12 protein-coding genes are annotated in these 17022 nt (G+C 56.1%); 5 read left to right on the forward strand and 7 right to left on the reverse strand.

What is annotated here, in order from left to right:
* Nucleotides 1-154: 154 nt before the first annotated feature.
* Nucleotides 155-3502, reverse strand: coding sequence for a hypothetical protein (locus FRD01_RS10820; RefSeq protein ID WP_146959500.1), 3348 nt, complete (start codon nucleotides 3500-3502; stop codon nucleotides 155-157).
* Between the two features lie 130 nt (nucleotides 3503-3632).
* On the opposite strand from FRD01_RS10820, the gene FRD01_RS10825 reads away from it, so the two are divergent.
* Nucleotides 3633-6209 carry a hypothetical protein gene (locus FRD01_RS10825; protein WP_146959502.1) on the forward strand — a complete coding sequence of 859 codons (2577 nt, stop codon included), beginning with the start codon at nucleotides 3633-3635 and terminating at the stop codon, nucleotides 6207-6209.
* Here the strand turns inward: FRD01_RS10825 and cysC are convergent.
* From cysC to FRD01_RS10850, 5 genes are all read right to left on the reverse strand, one after another.
* On the reverse strand, nucleotides 6181-6690 hold the full coding sequence (cysC, locus tag FRD01_RS10830; RefSeq protein WP_146959504.1) for an adenylyl-sulfate kinase: 510 nt from the start codon (nucleotides 6688-6690) through the stop codon (nucleotides 6181-6183). The two genes, FRD01_RS10825 and cysC, sit on opposite strands and share 29 nt — an antisense overlap.
* Nucleotides 6690-7850, reverse strand: a complete 1161-nt coding sequence (gene metK / locus FRD01_RS10835) for a methionine adenosyltransferase (protein ID WP_146959506.1) — start codon at nucleotides 7848-7850, stop codon at nucleotides 6690-6692. Before metK ends, cysC begins: the two co-directional genes overlap by 1 nt.
* Before the next feature lie 97 nt (nucleotides 7851-7947).
* Nucleotides 7948-8391: a CopD family protein gene (locus FRD01_RS10840; protein ID WP_146959507.1), complete on the reverse strand. Its 444-nt coding sequence runs from the start codon at nucleotides 8389-8391 to the stop codon at nucleotides 7948-7950.
* Complete coding sequence (locus tag FRD01_RS10845) at nucleotides 8391-9911, reverse strand: proprotein convertase P-domain-containing protein (RefSeq protein ID WP_146959509.1); 1521 nt, start codon at nucleotides 9909-9911, stop codon at nucleotides 8391-8393. The genes FRD01_RS10840 and FRD01_RS10845 overlap by 1 nt, the downstream gene beginning before the upstream one ends.
* A 252-nt stretch (nucleotides 9912-10163) precedes the next feature.
* On the reverse strand, nucleotides 10164-11432 hold the full coding sequence (locus FRD01_RS10850; protein ID WP_146959511.1) for a hypothetical protein: 1269 nt from the start codon (nucleotides 11430-11432) through the stop codon (nucleotides 10164-10166).
* A gap of 259 nt (nucleotides 11433-11691) precedes the next feature.
* Here FRD01_RS10850 and FRD01_RS10855 point away from each other — a divergent pair, with 259 nt between their 5' ends.
* Genes FRD01_RS10855 through FRD01_RS10870 form a run of 4 tightly spaced genes read left to right on the forward strand, consistent with a single transcriptional unit; the run spans nucleotide 11692 to nucleotide 14402 of the window.
* A complete protein-coding gene (locus FRD01_RS10855) occupies nucleotides 11692-12243 on the forward strand; it encodes a cyclic nucleotide-binding domain-containing protein (RefSeq protein ID WP_249756178.1) in 552 nt (183 codons plus the stop codon).
* Nucleotides 12240-12743: a Crp/Fnr family transcriptional regulator gene (locus tag FRD01_RS10860; RefSeq protein ID WP_146959515.1), complete on the forward strand. Its 504-nt coding sequence runs from the start codon at nucleotides 12240-12242 to the stop codon at nucleotides 12741-12743. Before FRD01_RS10855 ends, FRD01_RS10860 begins: the two co-directional genes overlap by 4 nt.
* Before the next feature lie 58 nt (nucleotides 12744-12801).
* Nucleotides 12802-13812: an NAD(P)H-dependent glycerol-3-phosphate dehydrogenase gene (locus FRD01_RS10865; RefSeq protein WP_146963932.1), complete on the forward strand. Its 1011-nt coding sequence runs from the start codon at nucleotides 12802-12804 to the stop codon at nucleotides 13810-13812.
* A 20-nt stretch (nucleotides 13813-13832) separates the two neighbouring features.
* A complete protein-coding gene (locus FRD01_RS10870; protein WP_146959516.1) occupies nucleotides 13833-14402 on the forward strand; it encodes a TetR/AcrR family transcriptional regulator in 570 nt (189 codons plus the stop codon).
* A gap of 1 nt (nucleotide 14403) precedes the next feature.
* Here FRD01_RS10870 and FRD01_RS10875 read toward each other — a convergent pair whose 3' ends face one another.
* On the reverse strand, nucleotides 14404-17004 hold the full coding sequence (locus FRD01_RS10875; protein WP_249756180.1) for an FG-GAP-like repeat-containing protein: 2601 nt from the start codon (nucleotides 17002-17004) through the stop codon (nucleotides 14404-14406).
* Between the last annotated feature and the right edge of the window lie 18 nt (nucleotides 17005-17022).

The raw sequence follows: 17022 nt of genomic DNA on the forward strand, positions 1-17022 counted from the left end.
GTTTTTTCAAAAATGCCCAATAAAAATGAATTGCCCAGTCATTAGGGGCAGTCCAGCGGGACCACGGTAGAGAACGAAGTTTGACTGTTCTCGTCTGAGGAAATTAGCGAACGAAACCAGACCGTTCCCACGCGGACAGAGCCCGCGTGTACGTTCAGGGGTCGAATACCTCAACTTCGATCTGGTACGCGCCCGAGTTCACACCGTTAGGGCCCGCGGCAGCAAAGAAGAAGTTGTACGGGTCTCCATTTCCGGTGTTGAATTGAATCTGGCGCACACCTGAAGTTGCACCAAAGTCCGCTTCGCAAAGAGCCGAAGGTACGGCCGGAGGCACGTAAAACTCGTAGTTTCCAATCGTGTAGCCGTAGAGCGAGATATTAGCCCCAGCACTTGGAGTAAGTGTCACGCGGGCTTGCTTGCCGGGCGGGAGTGGGTCTCTGAGCGCGTAGTAGACATGGTTGCCCTCGTAGGCATCGAAATCAACCGCTGGGAAACACGCGACCGAGCTCGCCGCTGCGAAAGCAAGATTGGTACATTGCCCGGAGCTCAGGTTACCCGTGGTGGTCGCCTCGAGGTTGGAGTCGAGGGTCAGAAGATTCACGCTCCCCGGCCAGTTTTGATAGAAGGTTCCTGGCAAGGAATCTTCACAATGAATCTGCCCTTGTTGGCCAATCATTTGGATTTGGTACCCCCCGTCAGTCGCCCCGTTCGCGCCAGCCACTGCGAAGAAGACGTTGTAGGAAGCAGTGTCACTTGGGTTGTAGAAGGTAATGCTCTCACCGGCCCCTGGGTTTGGAACGCCGAGCGCATAACTCGCCTCGCAAATTGCAGACGGGACATTCGGTGGTACCACGTATTCGGTCGCGCCGAGCTGGAAGCCATAGAGACTAAGGTCCACACCATCATCAGGATTCACTGAGATGGTAAGCGTAGAATTTGGAGGCATCGGTTGGGCGACGGCGTAGAAGTTTTGATTCCCATCAAATCTGTCGAAACGCGTCTCTGGGAAACAAGCCACTGCACTGTCCGCCGCGAAGTCGAGGTTCGTACAGGCGCCGGTATTCAGGTTTCCGGTACTCTGATGAATCCCTTGACCATTAAGTGAAAGTTCGGTGACACCTGCGGGCCAATCCGAGAGGTTTGTTGGCCCCGGAAGCGATTGTGGGCAGAAGGTCTGCGCAACTTCGAGGTTCGCATCGACGGTGAACGCGCCGCTTTGCCCGGTCTGAGCATCGCCGGCGACGCCGATCATCACATTGTACATGGCGTTTTCGGTGGGGTTTTGAATCCGAATGGTCTCGACTTCACCGGGATTCGGCCCTTGTAGGCTGTAGCTCGTGCGACATGCCGTATTCGTGACATTTGGGGGCAAAATGTGTTCGTAATCCCCCATGATGAATGCATAGACGTTGACGTCGGCGTTGTTTTGCGGGGTTACCGTTACAACGAGTTCCGAGCGAGGAGGAATAGGCTCATCAAGCGTGAAGAAGGTGTGATTGCCTTCAAAGCGTTCAAACTGTGTTGCAGGGAAACACGCGACATCGGAGCGCTCCGCCCAGTCGAGGTTTACGCATGAGCCGTCCGCTAGGTTACCTGTCGTGCTACCATCGCCATTGGCGTCCAAAGTGATCACATCCACGAATGCAGGCCACGTTGGGTAGGCTGCTCCTGGCAAGGATTGTGGACAATGCGGAGGCGGCGGTGTGTCGATCTCGACTTCGAGACGGTAATCGCCAGTCATGATGTCGGGGCCACCAGATCCGTCGTTATAGGCCGCGACCCCAAAGGTGTAGCCGTATTGATTCGAGCCGCCCACAAACTGGATGAACTCGGTCTCACCTGGGTTCGGCACTTCGCCGATGCCAAAGGTGTAAGACGCTTCGCATTGAACCAGGCCGTTGACGAGTGGTGGCAAGACGTAATCTTCGGGGCCGTTTCTGAAGCCGAAGAGGCTGACCTCCACCCCTGGGTCTGGAATTGCGCGAACCCGAATCCTTGAGCCCGCTGGCGGCGGTGGATCAAGGGCGTAGAAGTCGGTGGCGCCACGGAAGAAGGAGAACCTCGTGGCTGGGAAACACGCGTTGTGGCTGTCGTCAGCCCAATCTAGGGTACACGGCACGCGCCCGTTTCCAAGTGTTGCCTGCACGGTCTGGCTCGATTGGTTCGAGTCTAGAATGGTGACATCCGAAGGCCATGCGCTCAGGTCAGTGACTGCCGAATAGTCGGCGTCAGTGCAGTCGTTCGTGGACCATGTAATCAGGTTGAAGCTCAAGGTGTAGCCGCCACTTGAGCCTTGGACTGCGTCGCCAGCGACTCCGACGAAGACGTTGTAGCCGTTCTGCAGGGCCACAAAACTCAAGGATTCGGCATCGCCCGGATTCCTCGACGTACCGGGTCGGTTGTCGTAGCTCGCCTCACAATTGGCAACGGGGAAACCGGTAGGGATTTCGAAGCCGGTCCCGGATCCCTGACTCGCACCGTAGAGACTGATATCGACGCCCGGGTCGGGCACAGCTGTGACGGTCAGGATGCTATTCGGCGGAATGGGTTGGTCGAGCGCGTAGAAGACGTGATTTCCTTCGAATCGATCGGTACGAGTCGCGGGTGCACAGGTCGTGTCCTCGACGAAATCGAGCGAACAAGGCAAGGCGCCCTGAGTGAGACTACCGTTGAGCGTTGCACTGCCTTCGCTATCGAGCTCGATACGCTGCACATGGTTGGGCCAACGCGCAGGTGAAGGTACTTCGTCATAACAGCGGTCTTGGCCGCTAAGAGAGACAACCTCGACCTCGACGGTTACATCCGAGTTTGTGTCTCCGGCGAATCGCCCTCGATTCGAAACCCCGATGAACACATTTTGCGAGCCGCTTGGATACGTTCTAAACGTGAGTTCTCCTGCAGCCCCTGGCCCTCCAAAGGTTACGGGGAAGTGGCAGAATCGCGATTCTGTGATCTCCGGCGGCACGAAATAGCCATCATCATCTTGTGTGATGGCGTAGATCGCGGCTTCAGCGTTACCCACAGGAGTTGCCGTGATGCGGACTTCGCTCCATTCGTCCACCGGCGCGTCGATGACGAACATGAGGTGGTTACCCGTAAAGTACTCGTTTCGCGTGGCATTTTGATAACATGCGATTCCGGGCGACATGAGGAAGTCAATGTTCTCAAGCGCCGGAAAATCAGCGTAATTTGCGGTCGCTTGACCACGCCCGTTAGCGTCCAGCGGGATTCGAATCACGGAGTCCGGCCAATCTATGGGGCCTGGAGGGTCCATATCCTCGGGCATATCAGCCTCGTTCATGTCTGACTGATCCGGCGCGTCTTGATCGGGCTCGGCCATATCGGCCTCGTTCATATCCTGCTGAGTCATGTCATTGGTGGGCATATCCTCTGTAACACCAAAATCCATGTCAGTGTCTTCACTTGTGCCTCCACCGCACGCGATCAGTCCCACCAATGCTGCGGTGAGAACACACAAACGCGCAAAATTCACAGGAATCATCTTTGCCTCCGGGATGATTTCGTCTACATGAATAGATCTATACGAGGCTAACTTAGGCGGACGGGTTCGCGCCATGAAGAGATTTTGAAATCAATTCAGCGGATCTCAGCACGTTTCAGGAGTAGTACGGGTGCAAAGCTTAGAAACCTCACAATTTTTGACGTTGCTGGACGAGGCTGACGACCCGGTAATTTTGTGGGGTCCACCGGGCGGCGGACACCAAAAAATGGTCGACGCGTTGGTCTCTGAGAGAGACTCGTACGTCCTTAATTTGGAATTTAAACCGAATTCGGACGTGGAAATCAAGAAGAATGGTGTCATTCACGTTCTTTGCGACGTTCATCCCACCCTCATCAGCAAGATTTGCGAGGACTTCAAATCGCATAAACTGGTGATAACGACGTGCGTACGCTATTCGGACGGCCATGGTTTTGAGGGGTTGAGCGATATCGAGGACCTTACCCTTCTTCGTGCAGGCGAGCTCCCGGGAGTGCAGGAGTCGATCGAGCCCATTCGCATGATGCTCTCGGAGTCTGACCTCAAAGACTGGTACTCACTTCGCGGCTTGAAGTTCCTCAAGCACCACTTGACAGCCGCGTTGACGTGTCGGGATTCATGGCAACCCATTTGGGAGGCTATGGATGAAAAAACGCGCATGAACTGGCGGCGGCTTGCTCTCTTCGATGGCCCGTTCGATATGGAGTCCGCCGTCCAGGTTCAGAATACGCCATCTCCGCGTGAAGTTGCGGAGCTCTTGCGTTGGAATATCCTTCGCAAACGCGCTGACACCACGGTCGAAATGTGGCCGGGTGCTCGCACGTGGGCATGGGAACACGTCGATTCAGAAGATATCGAGAAGTTTTCGGCAGTTGCCATCAAACAGGCCGTCGGTCTCTCTGACGTTCTCGAGTTTTCCTTCTTGGAGTCCAAAGAGCGTGAATTGGTACAGAAGTGGGAGTCGAGCATTCTCCTGGTCTGGGACTTTGTCGAAGCCGGGCTCGTACATCTGGAGCCCAATCAGAAGCTCGAGTTTGCAAACGCGGTATCACTTGTGGACCACGAAAGCCGCCGCATGCGCTCGTGTATCGATCGACTCGAAGCCGCATTGCCGGTGGACATCTCTAACTCGGGCCTCGACCCGCGCGTGGTGAGCGCCGCTTTGCGGACACTCTCGAACGCATTTCATTGCACCGGATTGACAGACAACTCTGAAGACTGCGCGCGCAAAGCAGAAGCCCTCTCACTTAGCGTCAATGACTATAAGGGCGCGGCGAGAGCCATGTACGAAGAGGTTTGCTCTCATCGCTCGACGGGTAATGCGCAAGCCTCCCTGGAGGCGATTCAGAAGGGGCTCGAGTACTCGAAAAAGACCGGTTCTTTGGCTGAACTCGCGAGGCTTAAGGAACTTGAGGCTATTCTCACTCACACGTTCATGAGTCATACCGAGGCGGAGCCTGTTCATCGAGAGGCTTTGTCGTTAGCGCGATCTGCCGAGCTCAATTCGCTCGAAGCGTTCATCGTGGTGCATCTCGCGAATATCTACTGGCGAGACCAGGATTTGCTGAGGGCGCGCGCGGCTCTTTTGACGGCCGAGAAGCGACAACGAGAAGTCGGGGACTTTAGAGCGCTTGGCACTACGCTTACAGGCATCGCCACGGTCTCTCTAGACCTCGGAGATACGGCTGAAGCAGAAAGGTACGCACGTTCGGCATCCGAGCTTCATCGCGCTTCTGGCCAGTCCATGCCCGACGGGTTGGCCCTCTTGTTGCAATGCCGAATTTCGATCGAAAAACGTGAGCCGCTTCAGGCGGAGCGATGGTTCATGGAGGCGATGACTAGCGTCCCGATTGGTTTTTCGACGCATTGGGAGTCAAAGGTCAACCAAACCGAATTGATGCTCGGCATTCTTCGGGAAGATACCGAACGCGTGATGCAGGTTATCCGCAGGGCAAGGAATGCTGCGGACATCTCTGCGGTGGAGGCCGACCTGCTCTTCGTGGAAATCTTGGCGGCGCTTGTCGACCGCAATTTTGCTCACGCCGGTATGCTCTGTGGTCTGATGCCCGATGTGCTCGGGGCCCACTCTCAGTTTGGCGATCATATCGCGGCGCTGTTGCCGGTCATCGATATCCTAGTTGCCGGCGAGGATGCCGAAGAAGCCGTTGTAGACCGAGCCTCTGGTGCATTTTTGGGGCTGGTAGAACCTGGCAAAGTGCGTCAGGCGGCTCACGTAACTTTGAACAGCCGGCTTCGGTTCTGGGTACGAACTCTCGAGGGTTTGCTCCCCTGGCGACACCGCCAACGGTTCTGGGCCGAAGCATTGACGGGACCCAATACCTGGGTGGTCCATGAACTCTTGGTGCGGCCTCCGGAAGACCCGGAATGGCTCGACCTGAGTCGTAGAAGTGTTCCGGCACGCGTGTTTCGCTACCTATGCGAGCTCTATTGGAAGGATCCAGACGCTTTGGCCAGCGACGATGACCTCATCGAGCATGCATGGCCTGGCGAAAAGATGCTCGCCGACTCGGCGACGACTCGCCTTCAAAAGGCGGTTTCCGACTTGCGAAAACTCGGTCTTGGGGACGTGATTGAGCGCGCTGAAAACGGATATCGCATTCACCCGAGTCAGCGCGTGATCAAGCTACCCGACGAGTTTGACGAGTGGTGGTTGAGACGGTTTAGAAAGACCCAGAACCAAGCACCTTGAGGAGTTCCTGAACGCATTCTTGAAGGGAGGTCTCGGCGCTTCGCAGATGAACCTCTGGCGCTACTGGGGCCTCATAGGGGGCGTCTAGCCCGGTGAGTCCTTTGAGTTCCCCGCGCCGTGCCTTTGCGTAGAGCCCTTTAGGATCCCTTTCTTCTACGACCTCCAAGGGCGCATCTACAAAGACTTCGACGAAGCCTGTCCCAACCACTTGGCGAGCCATTTCGCGGTCGGTAGAGCTTGGAGACACGAGGCACACAGCCACGCTTACACCCTGGTTGTTGAGAAGACGTGCAAGCGCGGCCACGCGTCGTGCCTGCTCGGATCGGTCTTCGGGAGAAAACCCGAGGTCGGCCGAAATTGAGGCTCGAAGCTCATCCCCATCAAGAATGATTAGGTGGCGTGGTTTGACGGAATCTTGGAGAGCCCGGGCGAGCGTTGTTTTTCCCGCGCCGGGCAATCCCGTAAACCAAAGAGTGGTCATTAGAATGCGGACTTGAGCTCAGCAGCTTTGTCCGTCTTTTCCCAACCGAAGAACTGAAGTCCGTCTTTGACCTCTGGAGTGCGGCCGAAGTGTCCGTGACGCGCAGTAGGTCGGTAGATTGGGGCACGAAGCTGGAGTTGCTCCATGATGCCGTGTGGCGTGAGCTGGAAGATCTCTCGGATGACTTTGGAGAGCTTGTCTTCGTCCACTTTCGCGGTGCCCTGGCAATCGATGTACACCGAAGTAGGCTCAACCACGCCGATGGCGTATGAGAGCTGGACTTCGCAGACATCAGCGAGTTCAGCAGCGACCACGTTCTTGGCGATATAACGCGCCATGTACGCAGCGGAGCGGTCGACCTTTGTGGGATCCTTACCGCTGAATGCACCACCACCGTGACGGCCGCGTCCACCATAAGTATCCACGATGATCTTTCGGCCAGTAAGGCCACAATCGCCGTGAGGACCACCGATCTCGAAGAGGCCGGTTGGGTTGATGTGGGTGATGATATCGTCGGACCAGAGGTCACCGAGTACGGGCTTAAGTACGTGCTCTTTGATCTGGGCACGAAGCTCGTCCATCTTATTGTTCCACTCAGGTGCATGTTGTGTGGAGAGAACGAGTGTTTGCACACGCTCGACCTTGTCGCCGTTGTAAACCGCGGTGACCTGTGACTTTGCGTCTGGACGAAGGCCGCTGATGATTCCAGCTGCGCGAACTTCGGCCTGGCGCTCCACAAGGCGGTGCGAGAGGTGGATAGGAAGTGGCATGAGGACATCGGTTTCGCGGCAGGCGAAGCCGAACATCAGGCCCTGGTCCCCTGCTCCACCGGTGTCCACACCTTGTGCGATATCCGGGCTCTGCGCGTCGAGAGCCACAAGCACAGCACACGAGTTGGAATCAAAGCGCATATTGGCGTCGGTGTAGCCAATTTCACTGACCACTTCGCGCACAACCTTTGGGATGTCCACGTAAGCTTCAGTGGTCACTTCACCGCTGACGACGACCATACCGGTAGAAGTCATGGTTTCCACGGCAACGCGGGACTTGGGGTCAATTGCGAGCATGGCGTCGAGGATGGCGTCCGAGATTTGATCAGAGACCTTATCGGGGTGGCCCATCGAGACCGATTCAGAGGTAAATGGATAAGTTCGGCTCATCTGTTTTCCTTAGCAAAATTCAGCATTCAGGGCGTCCACCGCCCATTTGGCGGGGAACCCTAGCAGGTTTTAAGTTGAATGCGAAGTGGGATGGCGCTCAACCAAGAATATTGGTTTTCACGAGAATGATGACGATGATCATGATGAGGCCAACCGCTCCGTGAAGTCCCATGAAGGTGCCACGGCTACCCGTATCTTCCTTGTGGACTTTGCGCATTTTGGCGGCAGTCACCTGATCGAGCACGATGAGTGCGATGACCAGGGTCAGCTTGATATGGAAGGTTAGGCCCCACGCGCTTCCCGGCGCAAAATAGTTAGCCATACCTTTTCCAAAGAGCATCCCGAGTCCGGTGAGTAGGGCCACCAGGAAACCGGGCAGAATCGCCATGAAGTACGATTTCCGCTCAAAAGGAATCAGGGCTTCACGGGCCTCCGCAGACGACAGGGTCACGTGGTGTCCAAGGAGTCTGGAGAGAGTCATCAACCCGCCGAGCCATACGAGAAGTCCCACAAAGTGGAACGCCAGTAGCCAGTTCATCATTATCGTTCAACTTCCACGAGGACCGAGTTCACCACGCCTGTGTCTTGCGATGCCGTATCGATGAAAGCGATTTCATAGATATCGTTGCCGGGGAAGCCGGTGGCATCTATTTCGTAGCGCTTCTGGATATCGTCGCCGGAGTCGCTGGAGTTGCGCTCAAGCACTTGTCGCTCGCCCGATGGGAGAATGAGCTCGATTCGCAGGTCGCCACGGTAGGTGTGGGTCACATCTACGGTGATGGCCATGGAGGTGAGCTCTCCCTGACCTTCGACGATGAACGGAAGTACGAGGCCGGTGGGGTCGTTGTCAGGAATCGCGCTCTCGGAGATTTCCACGTCGATCACTTCGCCTCCGGTGTTGCAGATTGGCTGATCGACGCACGCTGCGTCGTCACAATCGGTGGCACCGTTGGAGTCATTGTCGATCTCGTCGCCGCAGATTTCGGTTTTGACGACTGGCTCTGGGAGGTCTGAGACAACGGCGCTAGCGAACTCTTCGACGTACGAGTAAGCGATCCAACCGTATCCGTCGCCCTGTGGGTTGGCGGAGCCGAAGCTTCCTTTGCCCCAAGAGTTCTTGAAGAGGAAGAAACCGCGCTCCATATCAGGCGTTCCGTCTGCGTTGAAGATCGGGTTTCCTTCGCCGTCGACTTTCTGTACCTCGAGGGTGTCGTCCCATCCGGTCAGAAGAATTGCGTGACCAGCACGCTTTGCGAGGCTGATTTCACGGTCTTTGGCGTTCGGCGAGAGGACGTATCCTTGCTTCCAGTAGTCGCGGTTGGTTGGCAACTCAGAGCGGCTGTGGTTCCACGATTGGTAGAAGAAGGTCATACCGACAGGTACAGCCTGCTTCTTGTTGAACATGGTCGCCTTGACGCTTCGCACGCGAGCCGACTGCCAACGAGGGCGAGGAATGAAGTACTTTTCGGCACTCTCAGCGGATTCAGGTGCGGTCTCACCATTGGTGAAGCATTTGGTAGGCTTATCGTCACCACTTGCACCACAATCTGGGTCGTTCGAGGCGCCCCATTCGTTGGTTTCGTAGGGCCATGCTGACTCTTCAGGCACACCGTAATTGGCTACCGCACGAAGGTTTGCGTCGTTGTTGGAGCCGCTCGTATTTGGGAACGCGCGCTCAAGGAATTTTGAGGACCACTGAAGGTACTGCTCCGAGAAATCGGGGTTCGGCAGGCTTCCTTCGGTGATGTAGAGGTGCTCGACGTACGCCATACTTGAGAAGATGGAGCAGACGCCACGGCTACCCTGGCTCTTAACCGGAGATTGTGTGGCTTGAAGTTCGAAGAATTGTGCTGGGAAGTTTTGGTCGGACTTGTCCTCGTTGACGAGGTTTTCGTTTCCGGGCCATCCCGCGTTGACGACGTCAGCCGAGATGAGCATTGGGTCATCGACCGCTGAAGAGTCATCACCTGCAGGCTCAGACGTATCTTCTGCACAACCTACGGAGCTGATCAAGCCAGCGAACATCAACCATTTCAGCGCTTTCCAGGGACCGTTTGTCATCTCTATCTCCTTAACGAATCGTCGTTCAACGTTATTAGACACCTTTAGGGTTTGCACATGGTGTGCCAGCCGAGTTCAATGTCGCGCGGACCTTGTATCACAAGAACTTAGCGGGTTCACGTCTTTTTGGATCTTTGGTGGTGCAACTCGACCTGCCACTTCGAAGTGGCAAGTTCACTGGCCACACATGAGCACAAAAAAGACCCTGCTGGGATTCAGCAGGGTCTGAGTTAAGTGGGTTGCAGAGCGCGATTAGCCGCAGGCACCTTCGGTGCAGGTTTGACCGCTTGGGCAATCGCAGCTGTCTTCGCAGCTGGTGATCGGTGCGGAAGCAGCCTCACATGCGCCGGAGTTCAGGTTGCAGACTTCGCCGGTACTGCAGTCTTGGTTGCAGGTACAAGGGCTGATACACGCACCATTCTCGCAGATTTGGTCGCCACATTCGGCGTTGCTGCGGCACTCAACGTTCGGGTCCACTTCGCAGTAGCCGTTTCCGTTACATGCGTATCCAGTTTCGCAGCCCACGCCAGTTGCGGCGTTGCATGTATCGAAGCACTGAGCGTCGACACAGATGTTACCGGCAGCACAGTCAGCACTTCTCTGACATTCCACTGGGTCACAGAGTCCTGCTCGGCATTGCTCGCCGTTAGCGCACTCGGAGTTGTCGGAGCAGGTTGAGCGGCACTGACCATCGACACATCGTCCACCGTCACACTCGGAGTTGAAGACACATGATTCAGCGGCTTCAACACAGTCTCCGTCGATGCAGAGGTTGCCGCTTGGGCACTCGCTGCGGGTGGTGCACTCAGGCACGTCAGCGGCCACACATGCGAAGTTACGGCACTCTTGACCGGATGGGCATGGGTTGTTCGAGGAGCACTCTGCGTCTTCGCGTGGAGCTTTACAGCTGTTGTTGACGCAGGACTCTCCCACACCACAGTCGGTTGCGCGTACACACTCGAGCTCAGGTGATGGGTTGCAGGTTCGCTTTTCGAACTCACCGAGGACAGGCAGACATTGTGCTGGAGTCCCGGCTTCCTGGCTCACGTTGATACATTCGAAGCCTGCAGGACACTCGTGATTGTACTCACATGTGCGGCCGCAGACTTTTTCGCCAGTGGAGGTAGCCTGGTCGTAGTTGAGCTGTACGCAGAGTGCGCCTGGCTCACCACAGTCGGCATTGGTTTCACAGACCTGACAAAGGCCGGAGACGCCGGTTTCCTCGGTGTCGAGCGGCTGGCAGTAGTCGTTGACGCAGATTTGTCCCTCGCCACAATCTACAGCGGAGTAGCATTCGACCACGGGTACTGAGACGTTATCTGGGCAGTAGGTGGTGCAGGAAACTTCTTCCCAACACGAGTCCCAACACTCCCAGTAATCACAGTAGGTTTCACAGACGGTGTAGCTGTAACAGTCTTCATAGCACTCGCCGTATTCCTCGTGTTCCGAGACAATTAAGCATCCCGTACTGAAGGTGGCAAATGCTATGGCACTGAGCATTCCGAGTTTGACTGGCTTCATTGTCTCCTCCTTAACTCTTTTAACGATGTCGCGTTTCATGTTCATTCCAAATCGGGTGTCGATTGTTCAGACGGGCGACTCAGCGAGTTATTCAGATCTTTTTTCGCGAACTTAACCGCGCCGAGAGCCGCTTTCGTAACACTTGGTCGGGGGTTTGAATCTTTTTTGTGCAATTTTTTTGAAACTTCATCGAGATAGGTTGCGCCAAGAGGCTTAGATGACGCACACTATAAGGAACAATCTTGCCGAGGCACGCCAAATGAATGAGATATCGGACATGGAATCGGAGTCGATTGCCGAGACGGTCTTCGACAATCTGGAGATCTTTCAGGGGCTGAATTCCCGCGAGATTCGGCAGCTGCTTCGGGCGAGTGAGCCAGTGAGCTTCGGTGCGGGAGAGACTCTTTTTGATGAGGGTGATCCGGCGGATGCGATGTACCTGGTTGAATCCGGGGAGCTCGAGGTTCGCACGAGTAGTGGCGTTGATGACGACGTGGTGCTGGCGCAGCTCGGGGCGGGTTCGGTAGTTGGCGAGATGTCGATTCTGGAAGGAGATACCAAGCGCTCGGCATCGGTGATCGCTCTCTGTGATGTGCAGGCGTTTCGGCTCACGCGGGATGCGTTTCAGAAGTTGCGGGTGGTTCGAAACCGAGCGGCGTACCGTTTGATTCTGAATCTCGCTGAGATTCTGGCGGACCGCAGGCGCAAGTCAGATGCCCGACTGAACGAGGTTTTCTCCGATCCGGCGTCTCATATCGATGAGTTCGAGGCTCAAGTTCACGACCTTCTGGCGAGGATGCATAAAGTATGAACAAGCAAAATGTTTTTGATGCCCTTCGCGTGGCAGAAGAGTTCTCGAACTTTACGGACGCAGAGATTCACGAGTTGGTGGAGCGATGTACCACTCGAGTGGTGGTGAGTGCACAACCACTTTGGAGCCTCGGAGAGTCGCGCCACGCCTGTTACATCTTGCTTTCGGGCTCCTTTGAGCGCCGAATCCAGACCCAGACGAAGACGCTGGTTCAGACGTTCAAGGTTCCGGGCGAAGTCTTGTCATGGTCGGCGCTGGTGGGAGACTCTGACTATTATAGTTCGGCCACCGCCCTGGAGCGCTCGGAAGTACTTGTTCTTGAACGCGAGGCTTTTCAGGACATGTTCGAGAATAACGCCGCGGCGGCCTATGCGCTGATCGATTTGATCGCGCTCTACCTCGTTGAAGACATGCGAGCAGCCAATTCTCGGCTCAAGGAAGTCTTTGGTCGGCCGGCGGAAACGCTTCGAATGTTGCGGCGCCGCATTCGCGAAGACTGAGAATGCGTGCTAAGTCCAGATTCTACGATTTTGAGGAGATGAGATGAAACACGAAGGTTTGAAGATCGGAGTGATCGGGGCTGGTTCTTGGGGAACGGCGTTGGCCAAGCTTCTGGCTGAGAACGGCCATGAGGTCGAGATTTGGGCGTACGAGCCCGAACTCGTCAAAGAGATCAACGAGAAGCACGAGAACACGCTCTATCTTCCTGGGTTTCGGCTCCCCGATAACCTGAGCGCCACCGGCGACCTTCATACCTGTGTTCGCGGTAAAGAGCTGATTCTCAGTGTGCCTCCGAGCCACGTGGTGCGGCGTGTGATCTCAGAAATCAAAGATGAAATCCCGGTGGGCGTTCCGATTGTGAGTGCTTCGAAAGGGATTGAGAATGAGACCTTGATGTTGGTCTCCGACATCATGGAGGATGTGCTTCCGATCCACTGCCATCCTTATCTCTGCTACCTCTCGGGGCCGTCTTTCGCGAAAGAAGTCGCGGCTCAAAAGCCTACGGCCGTCACGGTTGCCTCCTATAACCACAAGCTCGCCGAGCACGTGCAGCGCGTTTTCAGCAGCGAATTGTTCAGGTGTTACACGTCTTCGGACGTGCCGGGTGTAGAGATCGGTGGTGCGCTCAAGAATGTGATCGCGATCGCCTCCGGTGCGATTACGGCCATGGATCTTGGGCATAATGCGTCTTCGGGCATGATTACGCGCGGCCTCAACGAGATGACGCGCCTTGCGGTTCGACTAGGCGCTAACCCGCTCACGCTCTCGGGTTTGGCGGGTATGGGCGACCTCGTGCTGACGTGTACTGGCGGTTTGAGTCGTAACCGAACGCTTGGGTACAAGCTTGGTCAAGGCATGACGATCAAGGAAATTCTGGACGACATGAATATGGTGGCCGAAGGTGTCAAGACTTCGGAGAGCGTCTATCATCTGGCGAAGAAGATGAACGTCGAGATGCCTATTTGTGAGCAGGTTTACCTTGTGATTCACGAGGGCAAAGACGTTCGCGAGGCCGTGACGGACCTTTCACGACGTGACCTGAAACGAGAGCTCGCTGGTCTCTACTGAGGCTTTAGATTGGAGGAGAGATGCCCAGACCTGGAAGGAAACGAAGTGAGGCAAGCCGGCAGCGAATTGTGGCTGCATCCTTGGAGATCATGGCCGAGCGGGGATACAACGGAATCACCGTAGACGAGATTGCCAAGCGGGCTCGAGTGGGCAAACAGACCATCTACCGGTGGTGGCAGACTCGCGGTGAAATCATGATGGAGGTTCTGGGGGAAGTTGGCCTTGAGGCCGTGCCTGCCCCTGGTACGGGCAAGCTCAAGCAAGACTTGGACAAATGGTTGAAGGGTATTGTTGAGTCATTGAACGATCCGACACGGCTATCCATTCTGCGCGGCCTGATTGGAGATGCGCAGGGTGATTCAGGGTTCTTGAAGGTCTATCGCAAAGAATTGCTCGCCGAGTATTTGAACCCATTGGAGTCCATCCTCCGAGACGCCGAAGCTCGAGGCGATCTGGGCAAGAAACCAGACCTCGAATTGCTACGAGATCTGGTCATCTCCCCGATTTGGTTTCGCCTGCTTTTTGGTGGAGAACTTGATTCGGGCTTCGCCAAATCACTATCTAAGACAATTTTTGGTGCGCTGACCTAGGTTAAGCGCGGCCCCTCTTCCGTCTCACGCGGACAGAGCCCGCGTGTACTGCGAACAACAAGAGCCACAAGCTCGGTATGGCGCCAGACGTTGAACAACCGTCGCTGACGGCGAGGTCGGTGGGTTGGGCGTCAGGGTCTACCTGGTCGCCCCAGTCCACATCTTCGCCATCTGTGGGATTAGGGTTGGGATCGGGACTCTCATTGTTCCCTGGCATTTCAGGCGGGGTACCCGGTTGGCCTGGCTCTTCTGGCCCTGGCTCGGGAGGAAGCGGGCGAATCGGGCCAAAGAGACGGGTGGTGGAGTAGTACTTAACATCCGAGTAGCCGGCGGCATTTGACCATGCTGGGCCTGCGACCAAGGTGGGGTTGAAGCCTGAACCCGTCGACACCCAACACACGTAGTTCTGAGAAGCACGCGCGCAGACATCGGCCATTCCATCGCCGTTGATATCCGCCATGGAGATGGTTCTGTAGAACTGTTCATTGTCCCAGCCAGAATCATCTTTCATGGGTCCGGGAGACCAACCATCGCCGAATTTCTCGCCGTCAAAAGGCCAGCACTGCATGCCAGCGTTCGCACGAGCACAGAGGTCAAGTCGCCCATCGCCTGTGACATCGGCGTACCTGATGGTGTCGTAGTTGCTCATATCGTCCCAACCAGACTGGTTGCTCAGACCAGGGCCTTCAATTCGCGGCCCGAAGCCTCCCTCGCCGTCTGCGAGATGGCAGAGAATGCCAGCGGCTGCGCGCGCACAGATATCTGCGGCGCCGTCGTTGTCGAGATCCACGAGTCGAATGGTGCTCCAGTAGTGAAAGTTGTCCCAACCGTTTTCGTTGGTCCATCCGGGACCTGAGACTCCTGCTTCGAAGCCGTCTCCTTTGCTAAGGAAGCAACGAATCGTAGTCGCGTTGCGCGCGCAAACGTCTGACTTCCCGTCCCCGTTGATATCCGCAAACCGAATCGTTCCGAAGTACTCGGGCTTGTCCCATCCGTCGGCGTCACGAAGTAGCGGCCCCATGAAGGGAGTGCCAAATCCTTCGCCTGTGGAGATTGCGCACTCAAGGCCTTCCTTCTTGCGCGCGCAGAGGTCGGCCATGCCGTCGCCGTTGATATCTGGCATCTGGATCGTGGCGTATTGCGAAACACGGTTGAAGCCCGCATCGTCGCTCCATGCGGGGCCGGTGATCGATGGTCCAAACTTCTCGCCATCGAAAATCCAACATCGCATTCCGGCGTTTGCACGGGCGCAGAGGTCGGCCATGCCATCACCGTTGATGTCTCCGGCGCGGATGGTCGCGTAGTTGTCGGTTCCGCCCCAACCGCTCGAGTCCTTGAGTTCCGGCCCACGAATAGATGCGCCGAAACCGTCTCGGGTCGAGACACGGCAGTCGATGCCGTCTTTGTCTCGGATACAGATATCGGCGAGGCCATCGGCATTGAGATCGGCCATGGGTTCGAGCACGATATTTTGCACGTGATGCGCGATATCGTAGACGGGATCTGGCTCAGGCTCAGGTGTTGGTGTGGTTGGAGTGGTGGGCGTGGTCGCGCCGTTGACGCGACTGATGAAGTTATTGAATTGGGACATGAAGTTTCGACCGGGGCAAGCCGTGCTTTGCCCTGGCCACTCCTTGTGGCCCTTGATTCGTGTGCGGTTGACAGCGATCCCATAGGTATTTGTGACCCATTTGGTGATGCGGACGGTTGCGTCACGCTGTGCGGACCCGAGAGTTTGCACCTCAAAGTTGCCGATCATCGAGATGCCGACATTTCCTGTGTTGGTGTTTCCGGTATGAGCACCGACGCGACCTTCGTGGTTTCGGCCCTGATAGATTCTACCGCTCTGGCTGGTCACGAAGTGATAGCCGAGGTCGCACCAGCCGTTGGAGTCGATATGATAGGCCTGCATTTGACGCATTCTGATTGCGGGGTCGGAGCCGTCGGTGGACGGTGCCGCGGTGTGGTGAATGGTCATGCGGTACGGATTGTGAGCGCTTCCGCAGATCTTTCCGGGATTCCTCGCGCCCCATCCGCTCCTGGAGATGACGAGACTCGAAGGCGCAACGGCTTGATGTTGTGTGCGCAATTGAGCCCCATCTGGAAGCCTTTGTAGGGTTGGGGGCGTCTGGGTTGCTTCGCGCAGGATCTGAGTGTCGAACTCGGTCTCGAACGGGAGATCGCGGGCGAGTCGGTCGGTCGCGTAGACTTCGGGCATGAACTCGAGCTTTCCGTCGATCACAGGGCCTGTTCGCTGGATTTCGATGGCCGAGGCAGGGGACGTCAAGATGATACGTCCCACGTGATGGATATCTTCGGTCCAGGTGATTTCAGCGTCATCCCAATCGGTCCAAGTCCTCGTCATAGTATCCAGGACTCGGAATCGGATTGCTGGGTCTTCGGCGTCAAATATGAATCCAACCTGCATGAATGGGATGGGGCTCTCGACGACTCCCGCGGTCATGTCGGAGATCACAACCTCGACCTCATTGGCCGGCATTCGGTCATCTTGGCCGGGCTCAAGCCCGCTTGCCTGGGTGCTGACGTTCTCCGTGCACCCCATCATCAACGCGATAAGTGCAAAAACTAGACATCTCAACATGAAATTCTCCTGGCCAAA

The organism is Microvenator marinus, from assembly GCF_007993755.1.
Taxonomy (GTDB): domain Bacteria; phylum Myxococcota_A; class Bradymonadia; order Bradymonadales; family Bradymonadaceae; genus Allomicrovenator; species Allomicrovenator marinus.

Coding starts and splice junctions, on each gene's coding strand:
- FRD01_RS10820 (WP_146959500.1), bottom strand. CDS start 3,502: ATGATTCCTGTGAATTTTGCGCGTTTGTGTGTTCTCACCGCAGCATTG.
- cysC (WP_146959504.1), bottom strand. CDS start 6,690: ATGACCACTCTTTGGTTTACGGGATTGCCCGGCGCGGGAAAAACAACG.
- metK (WP_146959506.1), bottom strand. CDS start 7,850: ATGAGCCGAACTTATCCATTTACCTCTGAATCGGTCTCGATGGGCCAC.
- FRD01_RS10840 (WP_146959507.1), bottom strand. CDS start 8,391: ATGATGAACTGGCTACTGGCGTTCCACTTTGTGGGACTTCTCGTATGG.
- FRD01_RS10845 (WP_146959509.1), bottom strand. CDS start 9,911: ATGACAAACGGTCCCTGGAAAGCGCTGAAATGGTTGATGTTCGCTGGC.
- FRD01_RS10850 (WP_146959511.1), bottom strand. CDS start 11,432: ATGAAGCCAGTCAAACTCGGAATGCTCAGTGCCATAGCATTTGCCACC.
- FRD01_RS10855 (WP_249756178.1), top strand. CDS start 11,692: ATGAATGAGATATCGGACATGGAATCGGAGTCGATTGCCGAGACGGTC.
- FRD01_RS10860 (WP_146959515.1), top strand. CDS start 12,240: ATGAACAAGCAAAATGTTTTTGATGCCCTTCGCGTGGCAGAAGAGTTC.
- FRD01_RS10870 (WP_146959516.1), top strand. CDS start 13,833: ATGCCCAGACCTGGAAGGAAACGAAGTGAGGCAAGCCGGCAGCGAATT.
- FRD01_RS10875 (WP_249756180.1), bottom strand. CDS start 17,004: ATGTTGAGATGTCTAGTTTTTGCACTTATCGCGTTGATGATGGGGTGC.